16 protein-coding genes are annotated in these 16,922 nt (G+C 60.6%); 7 read left to right on the top strand and 9 right to left on the bottom strand.

Translation table 11 applies throughout. The features are described 5' to 3' along the window. Positions 1 to 6 precede the first annotated feature (6 nt). Positions 7 to 249, top strand: a complete 243-nt coding sequence (locus OMR58_RS01505; RefSeq protein WP_264544965.1) for a hypothetical protein — start codon at positions 7 to 9, stop codon at positions 247 to 249. A 77-nt stretch (positions 250 to 326) separates the two neighbouring features. Here the strand turns inward: OMR58_RS01505 and OMR58_RS01500 are convergent, their stop codons facing one another. Beyond that, entirely contained in the window at positions 327 to 1,004 is a 678-nt protein-coding gene (locus tag OMR58_RS01500; RefSeq protein ID WP_264544964.1) for a type 1 glutamine amidotransferase domain-containing protein, read from the bottom strand. 32 nt (positions 1,005 to 1,036) lie between these two features. Continuing rightward, positions 1,037 to 2,458: a coniferyl aldehyde dehydrogenase gene (locus OMR58_RS01495; protein ID WP_264544963.1), complete on the bottom strand. Its 1,422-nt coding sequence runs from the start codon at positions 2,456 to 2,458 to the stop codon at positions 1,037 to 1,039. Positions 2,459 to 2,570: 112 nt separating this feature from the next. On the opposite strand from OMR58_RS01495, the gene OMR58_RS01490 reads away from it, so the two are divergent. Beyond that, positions 2,571 to 3,464: a LysR family transcriptional regulator gene (locus tag OMR58_RS01490; protein WP_264544962.1), complete on the top strand. Its 894-nt coding sequence runs from the start codon at positions 2,571 to 2,573 to the stop codon at positions 3,462 to 3,464. A gap of 43 nt (positions 3,465 to 3,507) precedes the next feature. On the opposite strand, the gene OMR58_RS01485 is transcribed toward OMR58_RS01490, so the two are convergent. Continuing rightward, on the bottom strand, positions 3,508 to 4,566 hold the full coding sequence (locus OMR58_RS01485; protein WP_264544961.1) for a YeiH family protein: 1,059 nt from the start codon (positions 4,564 to 4,566) through the stop codon (positions 3,508 to 3,510). A 414-nt stretch (positions 4,567 to 4,980) separates the two neighbouring features. On the opposite strand from OMR58_RS01485, the gene OMR58_RS01480 reads away from it, so the two are divergent. Then, positions 4,981 to 5,727, top strand: a complete 747-nt coding sequence (locus OMR58_RS01480) for a GntR family transcriptional regulator (RefSeq protein WP_200547267.1) — start codon at positions 4,981 to 4,983, stop codon at positions 5,725 to 5,727. On the opposite strand, the gene OMR58_RS01475 is transcribed toward OMR58_RS01480, so the two are convergent. The 4 genes from OMR58_RS01475 to OMR58_RS01460 form a co-directional block, all read right to left on the bottom strand. Further along, complete coding sequence (locus tag OMR58_RS01475; RefSeq protein WP_264544960.1) at positions 5,714 to 6,709, bottom strand: Ldh family oxidoreductase; 996 nt, start codon at positions 6,707 to 6,709, stop codon at positions 5,714 to 5,716. The two genes, OMR58_RS01480 and OMR58_RS01475, sit on opposite strands and share 14 nt — an antisense overlap. Beyond that, positions 6,706 to 8,013 carry a C4-dicarboxylate transporter DctA gene (gene dctA / locus OMR58_RS01470; protein WP_200559183.1) on the bottom strand — a complete coding sequence of 436 codons (1,308 nt, stop codon included), beginning with the start codon at positions 8,011 to 8,013 and terminating at the stop codon, positions 6,706 to 6,708. The genes OMR58_RS01475 and dctA overlap by 4 nt, the downstream gene beginning before the upstream one ends. 98 nt (positions 8,014 to 8,111) lie before the next feature. Further along, a complete protein-coding gene (locus tag OMR58_RS01465) occupies positions 8,112 to 9,281 on the bottom strand; it encodes a UxaA family hydrolase (protein WP_264544959.1) in 1,170 nt (389 codons plus the stop codon). Positions 9,282 to 9,283: 2 nt separating this feature from the next. Next, positions 9,284 to 9,568, bottom strand: coding sequence for a UxaA family hydrolase (locus OMR58_RS01460; protein ID WP_105591934.1), 285 nt, complete (start codon positions 9,566 to 9,568; stop codon positions 9,284 to 9,286). Between the two features lie 404 nt (positions 9,569 to 9,972). On the opposite strand from OMR58_RS01460, the gene hisD reads away from it, so the two are divergent. From hisD to OMR58_RS01440, 4 genes are read left to right on the top strand one after another with little or no spacing between them, the layout of a single operon-like run. Beyond that, on the top strand, positions 9,973 to 11,286 hold the full coding sequence (hisD, locus tag OMR58_RS01455) for a histidinol dehydrogenase (RefSeq protein ID WP_264544958.1): 1,314 nt from the start codon (positions 9,973 to 9,975) through the stop codon (positions 11,284 to 11,286). Positions 11,287 to 11,295: 9 nt separating this feature from the next. Then, a complete protein-coding gene (locus OMR58_RS01450; protein ID WP_264544957.1) occupies positions 11,296 to 12,051 on the top strand; it encodes an SDR family NAD(P)-dependent oxidoreductase in 756 nt (251 codons plus the stop codon). Between the two features lie 30 nt (positions 12,052 to 12,081). Next, entirely contained in the window at positions 12,082 to 13,410 is a 1,329-nt protein-coding gene (locus OMR58_RS01445) for an MFS transporter (protein WP_264544956.1), read from the top strand. 6 nt (positions 13,411 to 13,416) lie between these two features. After that, on the top strand, positions 13,417 to 14,424 hold the full coding sequence (locus OMR58_RS01440) for an alcohol dehydrogenase catalytic domain-containing protein (RefSeq protein ID WP_200559180.1): 1,008 nt from the start codon (positions 13,417 to 13,419) through the stop codon (positions 14,422 to 14,424). A gap of 17 nt (positions 14,425 to 14,441) precedes the next feature. On the opposite strand, the gene OMR58_RS01435 is transcribed toward OMR58_RS01440, so the two are convergent. Both OMR58_RS01435 and OMR58_RS01430 read right to left on the bottom strand, forming a co-directional pair. Continuing rightward, on the bottom strand, positions 14,442 to 15,827 hold the full coding sequence (locus OMR58_RS01435) for a glycerate kinase type-2 family protein (RefSeq protein ID WP_264544955.1): 1,386 nt from the start codon (positions 15,825 to 15,827) through the stop codon (positions 14,442 to 14,444). Between the two features lie 2 nt (positions 15,828 to 15,829). Further along, complete coding sequence (locus tag OMR58_RS01430) at positions 15,830 to 16,918, bottom strand: tartrate dehydrogenase (protein WP_264544954.1); 1,089 nt, start codon at positions 16,916 to 16,918, stop codon at positions 15,830 to 15,832. Positions 16,919 to 16,922: the final 4 nt, after the last annotated feature.

The raw sequence follows: 16,922 nt of genomic DNA, 5'->3' as shown, positions 1-16,922 counted from the left end.
GATGAAATGAGTATGTTGAGAGACAGTGCGCACTTTTTCCGCGACTACTTCAGGCTGTCCGCAGCCGACAGTGGCCGTATCTGGCAGGGTTTCAGCCCGGAGGCACGTTACGGCTATTTAGCGGCATTACTACAGTGGCAGATGGATGAAACCGATGACAACGGGCAGAGCTGTGAGGAGCGAAGCGGGCAGCGGCATGAAAATAATGGCGTCGGGAGGCGCATGAAAATCCGTATGAAGAACAGATAACCGGCCATGAAAAAACCGGGCTATTGATGGCCCGGTTTCGTGGTTTAAAGCCGAGAATGCTTGCTTAATATGAGTGTTTAGCCCAGTTTTTTCAGCAGCGCCTTCGCCACATCTTCCGAGCTGGCCGGGTTCTGGCCGGTGATCAGATTGCCATCCTCCACCACGAACGGGGCCCAGTCGGCACCTTTCTGATAGTGTGCGCCTGCGGCAATAAACTCATCCTCAATCAGGAAAGGCACCACGTCGGTCAGCTGCACCGCCGCTTCTTCACTGTTGCTGAAGCCGGTCACCTTTTTGCCCTGAACGCGCGGTGCGCCGCCGGTGGATTTCACGTGGCGCAGCACGCCTGGCGCGTGGCAGACAAAGCTGATGGGCTTAGCGGCGCGATCAAAGGCTTCAATCAGCGCAATGGAGTCGGCGGATTCGGCCAGATCCCACAGCGGGCCGTGGCCGCCGGGATAAAATACCGCATCAAAGTCCTGCTGATTGACCGTCTGCAGCTTCACGGTGCTGGCCAGTGCCTGCTGCGCCGCGCTGTCGGCCTTAAAGCGGTCGGTCATTGCCGTCTGAAAATCCGGCAGATCGCTTTTCGGGTCCAGCGGCGGCTGGCCACCGGCAGGCGAGGCCAGCACCACCTCTGCGCCCGCGTCTTTAAAGACGTAGTAGGGCGCAGCAAATTCTTCCAGCCAGAAGCCGGTTTTCTCACCGGTGTTACCCAGCTCGGCGTGTGAAGTCAGTACCATCAAAATTTTCATTACGGGTTCTCCGGTGATGAGGTAAAGAGTGATTATTGATTAAGCATAGCCGTGACGGCGGCAGTTTTATCCTGATACGGGGCGCGCAGACGTAAATTGGTGGTGCCCGCTTCATCCTGGACCACGACCGGCTTGGCGTGGCTGAAGCGGCGGAAACCGTGAATGCCGTGATAGGCACCGATCCCCGATGCGCCAACGCCGCCAAACGGCAGACTGTCGATCGCCGCGTGGGTCATCACGTCATTGATCACCAGCGCGCCGGAAGTGGTCCGCTGCGCCATCTGCTGCTGGCGCAGCGGATCGTTGCCAAAGTAGTAGGCGGCCAGCGGACGCGGGTGAGCATTGATGTAGGCCATCGCCTCACTGACATCGCCCGCATAGGTTTTCACCGGCAGCAGCGGACCAAATATCTCCTCCTGCATCACTTTCATCTCTTCGCTGACGTCGAGGATCAGATGCGGGGCGATTTTACGGCTCTGCGGATCGAAATCGGCTTCACCCTCCGGCGCCAGGCTGATAATGCGCGCACCTTTGGCGGCGGCATCGGCCAGCAGATCGGTCAGCCGCTGATAGTGGCGATCGCTGATGATGGCGGTGTAGTCCGGGTTATCCTGCACGGCGGGGAAAGATCGGCGGATAAAGGCGCGTGCGGCGTCGGTAAACGCCTCTTCCGCCGCCTGCGGCAGCAGCAGATAGTCGGGGGAAATACAGATCTGCCCGGCGTTAAAGGTTTTGATGGTCAGGGTTCTTTCGGCGGCCAGCTGCGGGTCGGCATCGACATCCAGCACCACCGGCGATTTTCCGCCCAGTTCCAGCGTCACCGGCACCAGGTTCTCGGCAGCGGCGCGCATCACGTGTTTGCCTACCGAGGTGCTGCCGGTAAACACCAAATGGTCGAACGGCAGGGCGCTGAACGCCTGGCCCGTGGCGGCATCACCCAGTACGACGGCCAGCTCATTCGGGGCGAAATAGCGTGCCACCAGTTCGGCCAGCAGCGCAGAGGTTTCAGGCGTCAGCTCCGACGGCTTGAGCATTGCGGTATTGCCTGCGGCGAACACGCCCGCCAGCGGCCCGAATGCCAGGTTGATCGGAAAATTCCACGGGCTGATCACGCCCACCACGCCCAGCGGCTGGGGTTCAATCCACGCCTGCATCCCTGCGACCGGCACTTCAGCGGCCTCCGGTTTCATCCATTCGTCCACGTGATCTGCCGCGTGTTGCAGCATCCCGATCGTGGTCAGCAGGTCGGCGGTCATCGTCTGATACGCGCTGCGGTGGCCGAAATCGGCGTTGATGGCGGCGGCAATCGCCGCATGATTATCGCGGATCAGCGCGGCGCTGCGCAGCAGGCGGTCGCGCCGCAGTGCCAGCGGGGCCGGACCCGCCTGTAAATGTGCCTGCTTCATGGTCTGAAGAATGTGCTGTAAGTCCTGCTCAAGTGTGCTGTGAGTCATGTTATTCATTGCCTTTCGCTGATTCGTAAGATGCAGCAAGCTTACCCGCCGTGGATTTTCGCCGCTAACAAGGCTATTTTTGCAGGGGTATAAATATTTTTATGGGGTCAGCATGTCACTGGTTCGCTTACGCACCTTCATTGAAGTTTACCGCCAGGGTTCCATTTCCGGCGCGGCCAGAGCGCTGAATCTGACGCAGCCTGCGGTTTCGCAGCATATCAGCGGGCTGGAGGTCGCCGTGGGCCGCGCGCTGTTTCAGCGTCAGCCGCAGGGCGTGGTGCCGACCGCCGCCGCGGACGACTTAGCGGCCGATATCGGCAATACCCTGGATACCGCCGAGTCGGCGCTGGCTTCTGCCCGTGCGCGATCGATGGACGTCAGCGGCACGCTGCAAATCATCGGCCACGCGGATTTTATGGCGGAGAAGCTGGCCGGGGAGCTGCTGCCGCTGCTGGAAAACGATATTCGCGTACATATGCACACCGGCGACGGTGAGATGGTGGTGCAGATGGTGGTGGAAGGGCACTGTGATTTGGGCATTACCGCACATCCGGTGAGCGATCCGCGGCTCAAAGGTGAAGTGATCTTCACCGATCGCGTGCTGGCGGTGGCCGCGCCCTCGGTGGCACATCGGCTACGGCAGCAGCCGGATTTCGCTCTGGCGTTACTTCAGGAACCGCTGCTGGCCTACAACCTTGAGCTGTCGCTGATCGACCGCTGGCTGGATAAAAACCTGATTAAGTATGACGCACTGTTGCCTGCGATGGTCGGCCAGGATCTGCGCGGCCAGCGCAGCCTGCTGTGTAAGGGCTTCGGCTGGACGGTGATGCCGGAATTCCTTTGTCGTACGCAGTTAGACAGCGGTGAGCTGGTGGCACTCGGTGCGCCGGTCGGTGACACGGAAATCCGTTACAGCCTGGTGTGGCTGCCGAGCGCGCTGCGCCAGCCGAGAATCGCTCATGCCCGGCAGACGCTGGTCTGGCGGCTGGCGAACCGGGAGGAGTGATCGGCGCAGCGGGCGACGGGCATGCGCCCCTGCGCCGGTCGGGTTAAGCCAGCGCGTGGTGCACCAGCAGATTAATCGCGCCACCGCCGACGATCAGCCAGATAAACAGGAACAGTCCCAGGGCAAACGGGCGGGTTCCGGCCTTCATCAGCTGGCTGATACGCGTGCTCAGCCCCAGTGCCGCCATTGCCATCGCCAGCATGACATTATCCAGGCTGTTGATGGCGGCCACCACAGGCAGCGGCAACAGGTGGAACGAGTTGAACATGGCCACCACAATAAACATCAGCGCGAACCACGGGAAGACGATGCGCTGTGCCGTTGTGCCGCTCTCCGCTGTGCCACGGCTGATAAAGATGCTCAGCACCAGCAGGAACGGGGCCAGCATCATCACGCGCAGCATTTTGGCAATCACCGCTGCGTTTTCGGTTTCAGGGCTGACGGCGTGGCCCGCGGCTACCACCTGGGCAACTTCATGCATGGTTGACCCGGTATACACCCCAAACTGGGTTGCCGAAATGCCCGGGATCAGTGAGGCAACGTGATGCCAGATCCACGGATAGAGGAAGATCCCGGCGGTCCCGAAGATCACCACGGTGGCGACCGCGACGGCAACCTTTGACGATTCCGCTTTCACCACCGGGGCCGTAGCCAGTACCGCCGCCGCGCCGCAGATACTGCTGCCCGCACCGATCAGCCATGCGGTCTGGCGATCGATACCAAGCAGTCGCGACCCCATATAGCTGGCAATCAGAAAGGTGCTGCTGAGCATCACCACATCGACCACCACACCACTCAGTCCAACATCCATCACCTGCTGAAAGGTCAGCCGGAAGCCGTAGAGGATAATGCCCAGCCGCAGCAGCTTCTGCTTGGCGAACTGTACGCCCTCATCGCACTGCGGGTGCAGCAGGGGATAAACCGTGTTGCCGAGCACGATGCCCACGATAATCGCCAGGGTCAGCGCCCCGAGTCCGAGTCCTGACATTACCGGCTGGTTACCCAGCCACGCGGTGCCGAGGGCAATGGCCAGCGTGAGCAGAATGCCGGGGATAAAGCGTTTAGCCGTGTGTGAATACTGTACCAGCGGAATATCGGTCATGATTCTCTCCTCATCTATAGGACTGAGGATGCGACTAATCGGTTTGAAAAAACAATTTATTATATCGTTATAACCAATCTGAATATCAGGTAAACGTACAGTTTTCAGGGTAATTGACGGTGGATCCGACAGAGTAATGCGTATTTAAGATGAGGCTGTTAAATGGATTATTTTTATAAAATACAGTTTGTTAGTTAAGTTTTTCGCCTTTTTTGGTCATGGGTAATGCCACGACTAATGGAGGCGGATTTGCCAAAAATAATCAACCCGAGCAATAATCGACCGGGTTCACAATTCCAGTGAAATCTTCGTTTTTGCCCGATATTTGAACGCGGAAAGATGCCTGCCACTCCTGTATATGTCATAGTATGACTGTCAATATTATTCAGCGCCTGTAGGTCGGAGGAAGACAGTATGAATCAGGATATTTCATCATCCGCTGAAGTGAAATCGGCGATTTTCCAGCCGCTTTACCTGCAAATCAGCCAGCTGCTGCTGGAAAGAATTGCCTCCGGCGAGTGGCCTGCGGGCACCTATATTCCCAGTGAAGCCAGCCTGGCCGACGCCTATAACGTCAGTATCGGCACGCTGCGCAAAGCGCTGAACGAGCTGGTGAGTAATAACGTGGTGATCCGTTATCAGGGCAAAGGTACGGTGGTGGCCGCCCATGATTCGGACAGCGCGTTATTCCGCTTCTTTAACGTGCTGCGTGAAAACGGCGAGCGCTCGCTGCCGCTGTCCCGGGTGCTGGCACGGCATCTACGCTCCGCCTCTGCAGAAGAAGCGGCGGCGCTGGATATTGCACCGGGCAGCAAGGTGATTCATATCTGGCGGGTACGCGATCTCGACGGGGCACCGGCGATACTGGAGCACGTCTACGTGGATGCGGCGCGTTTCCCCGGTATGGACCGTGAACCGGAGATCCTGCCGAATACGCTCTATCAGCTGTATCAGCAAAAGTACGCCTGCACGGTGGCTAACGCCCATGAACAGATCAAAGCGGTGAATGCCGGGCCGGACGAGGTGCTGCATCTGGAGGCCGCCGAAGGGGAAGCGCTGCTGCGCATCTGGCGTACGGCAAGGGATTTTCAGGATAAACCGGTTGAGTACCGCGTTTCCACCGTACTCACCCGGCATCACGCCTACGTCAACCAGCTCTGAGGCGCAGCTGCTCCAGCAGCGTGGCGGGCAGATCCAGCGTCTCGCCGTGCTGCCTGGCCAGAGCCTGGCGTCGTTCACCGGGCAGCCTTACGCCCGGCTGCTCCAGCATCGCGCGAAACAGCAACTCGCTGTGCTGCAAATAACCCGCTGAGAAGAAGGCCGGATTGAGCAGCAGCAGCAGTTGCGCGATGTGCGGTGGTTCACCCTCGGCGCTGAAGAATGAGCTGGCCTGGAAGCCAAAGTGGCTACCGGTCAGCCCCGCCGTCAGCAGCTCCACCATCAGCGCCAGCGCGGCACCCTTGGCCCCTCCGGCCGGTGCCATGCTGCCCGCCAGCGCGGCGTCCGCGTCCTGAGTCGGGTTGCCCTGGCGATCGATAGCCCAGCCCAGCGGGATCGCTTCCTTTTTCTGGCTGGCCAGCATGATTTTGCCGCGCGCCACTTCCGACAATGACAGGTCGATCACCAGCGGTTCTCCCTGCTCGCGCGGTGAGGCAAACGCCACCGGGTTGGTGCCGTACAGCGGCGCGTTGCCGCCCCACGGGGCCATCGCCGCCGGGCCGTTGCTGAATGCCAGGCAAAGTAATCCCTGCCGCGCGGCCTGTTCGGTGTAGTAGCCCGCCATGCCAAAGTGATGCGAATGACTGACCGCCACGCTGACGATGCCGAACTCCTGCGCCAGTGCGATGCCGCGATCAAGGCCGCGCTGAACGGCCGGGAAGGCCAGACCGGAATCAGCATCGACGTTCACCACCGCACCGCGCTGGCTGACGGATGGCCTCGCGTGGGCGTTCAGTTTGCCGCTAACCAGCTGGTCCAGGTAGTAGGGCAGCCGCGCAAAGCCGTGGGAGGGAATGCCTGCCCGCTCGGCGGCCATCAGCGCCGCGCAGGTTTCGGCGGCGGCCTGAACCTCCACCCCCAGCTTCACCAGCGCGCGTTGCCCCAGGCTGGCGAGGTCGTGCAGGGCGATTGTTTCGTGGCTCATCGTGTTGTGCTTCCTTCTTCTTCGGTATCGGGGAGTGGCGTATCCGGCAGGACAATTTTACCGGGACCGGCCCTGAGCTGTTCCTGCGCCTGTGCCAGATCCAGCTTGTTCTCCCAGCGGGCGATCACCAGCGTGGCCACCACGTTGCCGATCATATTGGTTACCGCACGCATTTCGTTCAGTATCCGGTCAATGCCCAGTACCAGGGTGATCCCGGCGAGGGGAATAATATTATGCGTGGCCAGGGTCGCGGTCAGCGCAATCAGCGCCGCCCCGGCCACGCCCGCCCCGCCTTTGGACGTCAGCAGCAGGATCAGCAGCAGGCCCATCTGCTGCCACAGGGTAAGGTCCGTATTGGTGGCCTGGGCGATAAACAGCGATGTCATGGTGAGATAGATCGCTGCGCCGTCCAGATTAAAGGAATATCCGGTGGGAAGCACCAGGCCAACGATGGCCCGGTCGCAGCCCAGCTTTTCCATCTTCACCATCAGGCGCGGCAACACCGATTCGGTGGTCGAGGTGCCCAGCACAATCAGCAGCTCCTCGCGGAAGTAAACAATCAGCCGCCACATGCTGACGCCGACCAGCTTGCAGATCAGACCCAGCACGCCGCCGATAAACAGGAAGCTGGTGATATACAGGCAGACGATCAGCATGCCGAGATGCTGTAGCGAGGTCAGGCCGTATTTACCGACGGTAAAGGCAATTGCGCCAAACGCGCCGAGCGGGGCCAGCCGCATAATCAGTTCGACGATGCGCATCAGCACCTCGCCGCACTGTTCAATGGTTTTGGTCAGGAAGGCACTGCGGTTGGAGGCCAGCGACAGCGCCACGCCAAACAGTACGGAAAACAGCAGCACCTGTAGCAGATTACCCTGCGCAAAGGCACCGATTACCGAATCGGGGATGATCTGCTCAAGGAAGCCTTTACTGTGTTCGCTGACGTTAACGTAGTGGCTCATCGCACTGTCGTCCAGCTTCGTGGCATCCACGTTCATTCCCTTGCCGGGCTGCATCACGTTGGCCACCACCATGCCGATAATCAGAGCCAGCGTGGTGATCAGCTCAAAGTAGAGCAGGGTTTTGCCACCCACTTTGCCGACCTGTTTCAGGCTCTCCATGCGGGCAATACCAATGGCTACGGTACAGAAAATCACTAAGGTGACTACCATCTTGATCAGACGGATAAAGGTGTCGCCAAGGGGTTTCATCTGAACGGCTAAATCAGGAAACGCGTACCCCACAGCAACTCCGGCGACCAAGCCAATGAGAACCTGGACGTACAGGTGCTTGAGAAATCGCATGCGGTTGTCCTCGCAGTGCCTGACGGCGGCGAACCGGTGAGGATCAGCGCCGCAGGCGATCGGGAAAGCAAAGCCCGCCGGGATCGGCGGGCGGGAGATTACGCACTTTCAAAGATACGGGTCAGAACGAACTCTCTGTGGCCCAGCGCCTCGGCGGCGGTCAGGCGGCCGTTGGCGGTGCGCATCAGGCACTCCAGCAGCGCATCGCCCGCGCCGTCCATGGTCATTTCGCGGCGCAGCAGGGCGGACACGTCAACATCGACATGTTCCGACATCGTCCGCACCGTGCGCGGGTTCGCGCAGATCTTAATCACTGGCAGGATCGGGTTGCCGATCACGTTCCCCTGTCCGGTGGGGAAGAAGTGCGCCACATAGCCCGCTGCGGCACAGAGCGTGACCATTTCGGCGGCGGCTGAGGAGGAATCCATAAACCACAGCCCCGGCCCGGTCGGCGTTTCGGCCTTATCCAGCACGCCGTCCACGGAGCATTTTTTGCCGATTTTCTGGATATTGCCCAGCGCTTTCTCTTCAATGGTGGTCAGCCCGCCTTCGATGTTGCCCTTGGTCGGCTGCGATTCGGAGAGATCGCTGGTCTTCCAGCGGTCAATCATTGCGCTGTAGCGATCGAACATAAACTGGAACTTCGTCCGCACGTCGTCGTTGATGCAGCGCGCGGCCACCAGATGTTCACCGCCGGTCAGCTCGGAGGTTTCCCCGAACAGCAGCGTATTGCCGTTGGCGTGCAGACGATCGAACAGGTTACCGACCGACGGGTTCGCGCCGCAGCCGGAGGTGGTATCCGACTCGCCGCACTTGGTCGATACCCACAGCTCGCTGATATCGCAGGTTTCACGCTGCAGTTCTGAAGCGTACTGCGAGAATTCCCGCGCCTTACGCGATGCGGCGCAGATGGTGTTGTGATCGCCGTTCTGCTCAATCCAGAACCCCGCAACCGGTTTTCCCGTGGCCTTAATGCCGTCGACCACTCGCTGGGTCCAGCCCGGCTCGATGCCGATGACGATCACCGCCGCCACGTTCGGGTTGCAGCCGGTGCCGATCAGCGTACGGAAGTGCAGTTCCAGATCTTCACCAAACTGCAGGCGGCCGTACGGATGCGGCAGCGCAATCGTACCTTTAATGTTGTTGGCCACCGCCTCCGCCGCCGCGTTAGAGATATCATCCACTGGCAGCACTATCACATGGTTGCGAATACCCACACGGCCGTTTTCGCGACGATAGCCTGCAAACTTGCTTCCCTGGATTTCCATAGTTACCACCTTTTGGTTTTAACGTTGTGAACGTGAAGATGCTCGCCCTGTTTAATAGCCGCCACCACGCGGCCAATGTCTTCGCCGTATTTGATCACCGTGTCATCCACGGCCAGATCGCGAATGGCTAACTTATGGCCAATCGGAATGGCATCCTTCACCGCAAATTCGATCGTTTTGTTTTGATCCATGATCCAGCCCGTCAGCTTCTGGCCTGCTTCCACGCCTTCCACCACTACGACCCCGACAGAATCGCCATCATCGTGTACGACAAAATCGATACTCATAACCGCCTCCGTTGTTTGAACAATAATGCAACTCATGTATATGACATATATTACATGACTTGATTAAAGCAAAATTTTTTCCGCGCAGGCTTAATTTTTTGCGAGGGACTTCACGAATAAAGGCCGATTGGGGCAGGGACAAGCGATGGCAAAGACTTAACAAAGGTAAATCGATTAAATCGATGATTGATATCACTTTATTAATTAGGTGATAACAAAATCGGCTTAAAATGTGATCGCGCATAAACTTCTGAAGCATGAAGCCGATCGCGATCACTTTTTGTTCGATTGTTTTTTGCGCTTCGGGGAAATGCTCATTATAGATATAGCCAAGTCATGTATATGACACAGGAGTATCGACGCAATGAACAGCCGTCGGGCACACTTAAACCTCGGAGATACGTATGTCAGTAACCTGGTTAAAAAAAGCAACGAAGACGCCGGAGTCCAATACTTCAGAAGCCCGTCGGGTGGTTGAAGAGATGCTCACGAAGATTAAGGCCGAAGGGGAAGAGGCGGTGCGCCGCTATGCCCACTCGCTGGATAAATGGAGCGGTGAGATCGTTCTGACCCCGGAACAGATTGCGGCGCAGATACGCGAAGTCCCCGCCGATGTTCGGCGCGATATCGACTACGCCATCGAGCAGGTTTACACCTTCGCCTGCGCGCAGCGTGAGTCGGTGAAAGATATTGAAGTGACGCTGCCTTCCGGGCTGATCGCCGGGCAGAAGGTGCTGCCGGTGAATACCGTCGGCTGCTACGCCCCGGCGGGCCGCTATGCCCACATCGCCTCGGCCTATATGGGTGTGGCGACGGCCAGAGCTGCGGGGGTGAAAAATATTATCGCCTGCTCCGGGCCGTATCTCGGCCAGTCGATCCATCCCTGCGTGCTTTACGCCTTTCACCGCGCGGGAGCCAGCACCATTATGACCCTTGGCGGCGTGCAGGCGATTTCCAGCATGGCGTGGGGGCTGTTTACCGGTACGCCTGCCGATGTGGTGGTAGGGCCGGGCAATAAATTTGTTGCCGAGGCCAAGCGCACGTTGTTCGGTCAGGTGGGGATCGATGTGTTTGCCGGGCCGTCGGAAGTGGCGGTGATTGCCGACGACAGCGCCGATCCCCGTGTGGTGGCCTGCGATCTGGTCGGCCAGGCGGAGCACGGGCATGAATCGCCCGCCTGGCTGTTCACCACCTCCCGCCCGCTGGCCGAGGCGGTGATGCAGGAAGTCCCCCGCCTGATTGACCTGCTGCCGCCGGTGGCGCGCGATGCGGCGAGCTGCGCGTGGCGCGACTACGGTGAAGTGATCCTCTGCGACAGCCGTGAAGAGGTGGTGGCGATCTCTGACCGCTATGCCTCCGAGCATCTGGAAGTGCATACCCGCGATCTGAACTGGTGGCTGGAATCGCTGAGCTGTTACGGCTCGCTGTTCCTCGGGGAAGAAACCACCGTCGCCTTCGGCGATAAGTGCAGCGGGCCTAACCACGTGTTGCCGACCAAAGGCGCTGCGCGTTACTCAGGCGGGCTGTCGGTGCATAAATTCCTCAAAACGCTGACCTGGCAGCGGATGCCGCGTGAAGCCGTCCCGCAAATCGGCGAGGCCACCGCGCGTATATCGCGTCTGGAAGGGATGGAAGCCCACGCCCGCACCGCCGAAATTCGCCTGGAAAAATATTTTCCCGGCGTCGCCTTCCAGCTCGGTACGCCGGTGACGCGCTAAGGAGAACCCATGCATATTGCATCCTTATTTGATTTACAGGGCAAAACGGCACTGGTCACCGGCGGCGGCAGTGGCATCGGCGCGGCGATGGCGGAGGCGTTAGCCCGGGCCGGTGCCTCGGTGATCCTCGCCGCCCGCCGCGAAGGGCAGCTGGCGGAAACGGCGCAGCGGCTGAATCAGCTGGGTCCAACGGCGCGCTACTACTGTGCCGACGTCAGCAGCGTTAGTGAAATCAATTCCCTGGCGGCGCAGTGCGGCGCGGTGGATATCCTGGTCAATGCGGCAGGGATTAATCTGCGGCAGCCGTTTGAAGAGGTCAGCGAAGCCGCCTGGGACCAGCAGCTGGCGCTGCATCTGAAAGCGCCGTTTTTCCTGACCCAGGCGCTGGCTCCGGGCATGGCGCAGCGCGGCTGGGGGCGGATTATCAATATCGCCTCGCTGCAATCCCTGCGCGCCTTTGACAACAGCGCACCCTACGGCGCGGGCAAAGGCGGCATTGTGCAGCTGACGCGAGCCATCGCCCAGCGCTGGGGGCGTGACGGCGTGACCTGTAACGCCATCGGTCCCGGCTTTTTCCCCACGGCGCTGACCGGGCCGGTGTTTGCCAGTGATGAACTGCGCGAGCGCCATGCGGCCCATACCTGTCTGGGGCGAAACGGCGAGATGGCCGACCTGCACGGCGTCACGCTGTTTCTTGCCAGCCAGGCCAGCGCCTATATCACCGGGCAAACACTGATGGTCGACGGCGGCTACAGCGCCGTCTGATACTAACTTACCAGCGCAGAGGAACACACTATGCAACAGCCAGCCAGCGGTAACCTGCGGCGCGTCACGGTGTCGAGCCTGTTCGGATCGACGATCGAGTGGTACGACTTTTTCCTGTACGGCACCGTCGCCGGGATGGTGTTTAACAAACTCTATTTCCCGGAGGGCGATCCCTTTATCACCACGCTGCTTTCCTACGGCGTGTTTGCCATCGGTTTCTTAACCCGTCCGCTGGGGGCCATTGTTTTTGGTCACTTCGGCGATACGCTGGGCCGCAAAAAAATGCTGATCCTGACGCTGGTGATTATGGGCGGGGCGACGGTGTTTATCGGTCTGATACCCAGCTATCATCAGATCGGGCTGTGGGCACCGTGCCTGCTGGTGCTGTGTCGCCTGATTCAGGGGATTGGCCTTGGCGGAGAGTGGGGCGGCGCGGTGCTGATGACCTATGAATCCGCACCGGAAAAACACCGGGCCTTCTTTGCCAGTATCCCGCAGGTCGGCATGTCGCTCGGGCTGCTGCTGGCCTCGGGGGCGATCGGTCTGGCGTCGTTCCTGCTGACGGATGAGGCGTTTATGTCCTGGGGCTGGCGCGTGCCGTTTCTGCTCAGCGGCGTGTTTGTGATTATCGGCACCTACATCCGCAATAACGTGGCGGAAACGGAAGATTTCCTCAGGGCGAAAGAGGCGCAGAAGGATAAGCCGAAGCGCATTCCGCTGGTGGAGCTGTTCCGCAAGCATACCGGACTGGTGTTTACCTGCATGGGAATGCGGCTGATCGACGGCGTGTTCTTCAATATCTTCGGCGTGTTCTCGCTGACGTGGCTGACCCAGACGCTGGATATTCCCCGTGGGCAGGCCATCGTGGCGATCCTCGCCAGCGCCTTTGTGATGAGCTTCTTTATTCCGTTCTGGGGCTATATGGCCGACCGCTACGGCCGCGCCAGAATATTCGCCATGGGCGCCACGCTCTCCGGGCTGTCTGCCTTCCCGGCGTTTGCGCTGATGCACGACCATGCGGATAACATCTGGATCGTCTGGGCATCGATTGTTATCCCGTTCGGCATTTTTCATGCGGCGGTCTTCGGCACGCTGTCCTCGGTGTACTCGGACTGCTTCGACGCCTCGGTGCGCTATACGGGTATTTCGTTTGCCTATCAGATTTCCGGCGTCTTTGCCGGTGGCCTGACGCCGGTGCTGGCGACCATTTTCTCCGAGATGCTGGGCGGCAAACCGTGGCTGATCTGCGCCTATGTGCTGATTATCGGCCTGATCAGCGCGGCCTGCGCGCTCTATTTATGGCGTCGCACCCACGGTGCCGGTCGTCTGGCGATGGGCCAGACCTTAACGATGAAGTGAGGAACGATGAAAGCATTAGTTTATACCCAGCCTTACCGGGTCAGCGTTGAGGAACGCCCTTATCCCCAGCTGGAGGACGGCAGCGAGCTGGTGCTGATCCGCATCGGGGCCGCCGGAATATGCGGTTCGGATATGCACGCCTTTCACGGCAGCGATCCGCGCCGCCAGCCGGGGCTGGTCCTCGGCCACGAGCTGGCGGGCGAGGTGGTGGAAAGTCAGTCTCCACGTTTCCGCATTGGTGACCGGGTCACGGCTAATCCGCTGATCGTCTGCGGACAGTGCGAATTCTGCCGCCAGGGGCGCGATAATCTGTGCAGCGACCGCCATATGGTCGGCATGGACTGGGCGGGGGCGTTTGCCGAGTTTATGAAGATCCCCGCCCGTTCGGTGGTGAAACTGCCCGATGGGCTGTCAGTGCAGCACGCGGCGCTGACTGAACCCGCCGCCACGGTGGTCCACGCGCTGAAGCTGACCCAGCGCGCGCTGCACCTGCCGCTGGCGGAAACGCGGGCGCTGGTGATTGGCGGCGGGGCTATCGGCCTGCTGACGGTACTGGTGCTGCGCGCCTGGGGCTGCCGGGATATTACCCTGGCCGAAACCAACGGCCTGCGGCGGGAGGCTGCGGTGCGACATACCGGCTGCGTGGGCATCAATCCGCTGGAAACCCCGGTTGAAGAAGCGCAGATGCAGCTGGTGGTCGATGCGGTCGGTGCGGCTCCAACGCGGCAGATGGCGCTACAGGCGGTGAAACCGGGTGGGGTGGTGATGCATATTGGCCTCCAGGCGTGGGCCAGCGAAATCGATATGCGCAAGCTGACGCTGGCGGAAATCACCCTGCTGGGCACTTACACCTATACGATGGATGATTTCTGCGTCACGCTGAAAATGCTGGGTGAAGGGGCGCTCGGGCCGCTGGACTGGGTGGAAACACGCCCGCTGACGGAGGGCCAGCAGGCGTTTGACGATCTGGAATCGCAGCGGGTTTCGGCGGCGAAAATCCTGTTGATCCCCTGAGCCAGGGGATCGTACTTTCAGGCAATCAGAATCACGCGAATGTCGTTAACGTTGGTCAGCGTCGGGCCGGTGATCAGCAGATCGCCGGTGGCGTGGAAGTAGCTGTAGCTGTTGTGGGCATCCAGATAGTCAGCGGCATTCAGCCCGCACGCCCGGCCCCGCGCCAGCGTGTCGGGGCTGATGATTGCCCCGGCGGCGTCTTCGGTGCCGTCAATGCCGTCGGTGTCCCCGGCGATGGCCCAGATGCCGCTTTCCCCCTTCAACGCGCAGGCCAGGCTGAGCAGAAACTCGGTGTTGCGCCCGCCTTTGCCTGCCCGTCCACTGGTCACCGTCACCGTGGTTTCGCCACCGGAGAGCAGTACCGCCGGGCCGGAAACCGGCTGCCCGTACTGCTTCACCGATTTGGCGATCCCGGCCATCACAATAGCGGCTTCGCGGCTTTCCCCTTCAATGGCGTCACCGAGGATCAGCGGGGTTAAGCCCAGCTGCCGGGCGGCATCAGCGGCGGCGTTGAGCGCCATGGCCGGTGTGGCAACCAGCCTGACCTCGCATATTGTCGGCGAATTATCGCGCAGCCTTGCTTCACCCCTCCTGTCGTCTACCTGAGAATAGCTCCGAGTGGCTTCAATGCTGCTGCTCTCTGGCGATCCGGGAAAAGTGGCCTCCGACAGAGGCAGGCTATGGCGTTCGCTGTCAGCCCGATCCCCGGCCTGCAGCACCTGACGCACCGCCTCAGGCACCGTAATACCGTAGCGCTCAAGTACCCTGAGCGCATCCGCAGGTTGGCTGCCGTCGGCCACCGTCGGACCCGAGGCGACGTCCGCCGGATTGTCGCCGGGAACGTCGCTGATAATCAGTGACACCACCCGGGCGGGGTGGGCCATCGCCGCCAGCCTGCCGCCCTTCACGGCGGAGAGATGACGACGCACCAGGTTCATCTCACTGATGCTTGCTCCGCTGTGCAGCAGTGCCCGGGCGATCGCCTGCTTATCGCCGAGTGTCAGTCCCGGCAGCGGTAGCGCCATTAAGGCGGAACCGCCGCCGGAGATCAGCGCCAGCACCAGGTCGTCGGAGGTCAGCCCGTGCAGGGATTCAACGATCTGCAACGCCGCTGTTTCGCTCATCGCGTCGGCCACCGGATGCGCCGCTTCGAGGATGCGAATGCGTCCTGCGGGAACGGCGTGGCCGTAACGGGTGACCACTACGCCGCTGAGGTCGACATCGTGCCAGGCCGCATCGACCGCCGCTGCCATGGCCGCCGATGCCTTACCGGCACCGATCACCACGCAGCGCCCGCGCGGCTTATCCGGCAGTGCGGGCGGGATTACCGGTCCGGGGCGGGCGCTGTCAACGGCCCGCATAAAGATCTGCCGCAGCGTCTCTGCGGCCTGTGGGTTATTCATCGTTATGCGCTCTCGGCGATGGGCGCTTTGGCGGTAATAAAGCCGACCAGCGCCCGGGTAACATCGGCGGTGGTGGCGCTGCCGCCGACGTCCGGGGTCAGAATGCCTTTGGAACAGACGTATTCGATGCCCTCCATCACCATCGCGGCGGCCTCACGTTCGCCCAGGTGTTCCAGCATCTGCACGGCGGTCCAGAAGCTGGCAACCGGGTTGGCGATGCCCTTGCCGGTGATATCGAATGCCGAGCCGTGAATCGGTTCAAACATCGACGGGAAGCGGCGCTGCGGATCGATATTGGCAGTAGGTGCCACGCCCAGACTGCCCGCCAGCGCCCCGGCTAGATCGGACAGAATATCGGCGTGCAGGTTGGTGGCGACGATGGTATCCAGGCTCTGCGGGTGCAGCGTCATGCGGTGGGTCATGGCATCCACCAGCATCTTGTCCCAGCTGACGTCCGGGAATTCCTGCGCCACTTCGGCGGCGATTTCGCCCCACATCACCATTCCGTGCCGCTGGGCGTTAGATTTGGTCACCACCGTCAGCAGCTTGCGCGGGCGGGACTGCGCCAGGGTAAAGGCGTAGCGCATAATGCGGGTTACGCCGACGCGGGTGAAGATCGCCACTTCGGTGCCGACTTCTTCCGGCAGGCCGCGGTGCGCGCGGCCGCCGTTGCCGGAGTATTCCCCTTCGGAGTTTTCACGCACGATCACCCAGTCCAGATCGCCCGGTCCGCAGTTGCGCAGCGGCGGCGTAATACCCGGCAGGATTTTGGTCGGGCGGACGTTTGCGTACTGGTCAAAGCCCTGGCAGATCGGCAGCCGCAGCCCCCACAGGGTGATATGGTCCGGCACATCCGGCGCGCCGACCGCGCCAAAATAGATGGCGTCGAATTTCTTCAGCGTTTGCAGCCCGTCCTCCGGCATCATCACCCCGTGTTTTTTATAGTAATCTGAACCCCAGTCGAAGGTTTCAATAGCGAACCTGAGCTGCGGGTTTTGCTGTTCCAGCGCGCGAAGCACTTCAACACCGGCGGAAATCACTTCAGGGCCGATACCGTCGGCGGGAATGGCGGCAATAGAGTAGTTACGCATGTTG

Source organism: Erwinia sp. INIA01, assembly GCF_025947915.1.
Taxonomy (GTDB): Bacteria; Pseudomonadota; Gammaproteobacteria; order Enterobacterales; family Enterobacteriaceae; genus Erwinia; species Erwinia coffeiphila.
Note: the sequence above shows the minus strand (reverse complement) of the source record. Positions and strands in the feature narration are given on the sequence as shown.

What these genes read in the sequence shown, in the direction of transcription:
- OMR58_RS01505 (WP_264544965.1), top strand. Translation starts at nt 7, where the DNA reads ATGAGTATGTTGAGAGACAGTGCGCACTTTTTCCGCGACTACTTCAGG.
- OMR58_RS01480 (WP_200547267.1), top strand. Translation starts at nt 4,981, where the DNA reads ATGAATCAGGATATTTCATCATCCGCTGAAGTGAAATCGGCGATTTTC.
- OMR58_RS01440 (WP_200559180.1), top strand. Translation starts at nt 13,417, where the DNA reads ATGAAAGCATTAGTTTATACCCAGCCTTACCGGGTCAGCGTTGAGGAA.
- OMR58_RS01500 (WP_264544964.1), bottom strand. Translation starts at nt 1,004, where the DNA reads ATGAAAATTTTGATGGTACTGACTTCACACGCCGAGCTGGGTAACACC.
- OMR58_RS01435 (WP_264544955.1), bottom strand. Translation starts at nt 15,827, where the DNA reads ATGAATAACCCACAGGCCGCAGAGACGCTGCGGCAGATCTTTATGCGG.
- OMR58_RS01475 (WP_264544960.1), bottom strand. Translation starts at nt 6,709, where the DNA reads ATGAGCCACGAAACAATCGCCCTGCACGACCTCGCCAGCCTGGGGCAA.
- OMR58_RS01495 (WP_264544963.1), bottom strand. Translation starts at nt 2,458, where the DNA reads ATGACTCACAGCACACTTGAGCAGGACTTACAGCACATTCTTCAGACC.
- hisD (WP_264544958.1), top strand. Translation starts at nt 9,973, where the DNA reads ATGTCAGTAACCTGGTTAAAAAAAGCAACGAAGACGCCGGAGTCCAAT.
- dctA (WP_200559183.1), bottom strand. Translation starts at nt 8,013, where the DNA reads ATGCGATTTCTCAAGCACCTGTACGTCCAGGTTCTCATTGGCTTGGTC.
- OMR58_RS01490 (WP_264544962.1), top strand. Translation starts at nt 2,571, where the DNA reads ATGTCACTGGTTCGCTTACGCACCTTCATTGAAGTTTACCGCCAGGGT.
- OMR58_RS01445 (WP_264544956.1), top strand. Translation starts at nt 12,082, where the DNA reads ATGCAACAGCCAGCCAGCGGTAACCTGCGGCGCGTCACGGTGTCGAGC.
- OMR58_RS01450 (WP_264544957.1), top strand. Translation starts at nt 11,296, where the DNA reads ATGCATATTGCATCCTTATTTGATTTACAGGGCAAAACGGCACTGGTC.
- OMR58_RS01460 (WP_105591934.1), bottom strand. Translation starts at nt 9,568, where the DNA reads ATGAGTATCGATTTTGTCGTACACGATGATGGCGATTCTGTCGGGGTC.
- OMR58_RS01465 (WP_264544959.1), bottom strand. Translation starts at nt 9,281, where the DNA reads ATGGAAATCCAGGGAAGCAAGTTTGCAGGCTATCGTCGCGAAAACGGC.
- OMR58_RS01430 (WP_264544954.1), bottom strand. Translation starts at nt 16,918, where the DNA reads ATGCGTAACTACTCTATTGCCGCCATTCCCGCCGACGGTATCGGCCCT.
- OMR58_RS01485 (WP_264544961.1), bottom strand. Translation starts at nt 4,566, where the DNA reads ATGACCGATATTCCGCTGGTACAGTATTCACACACGGCTAAACGCTTT.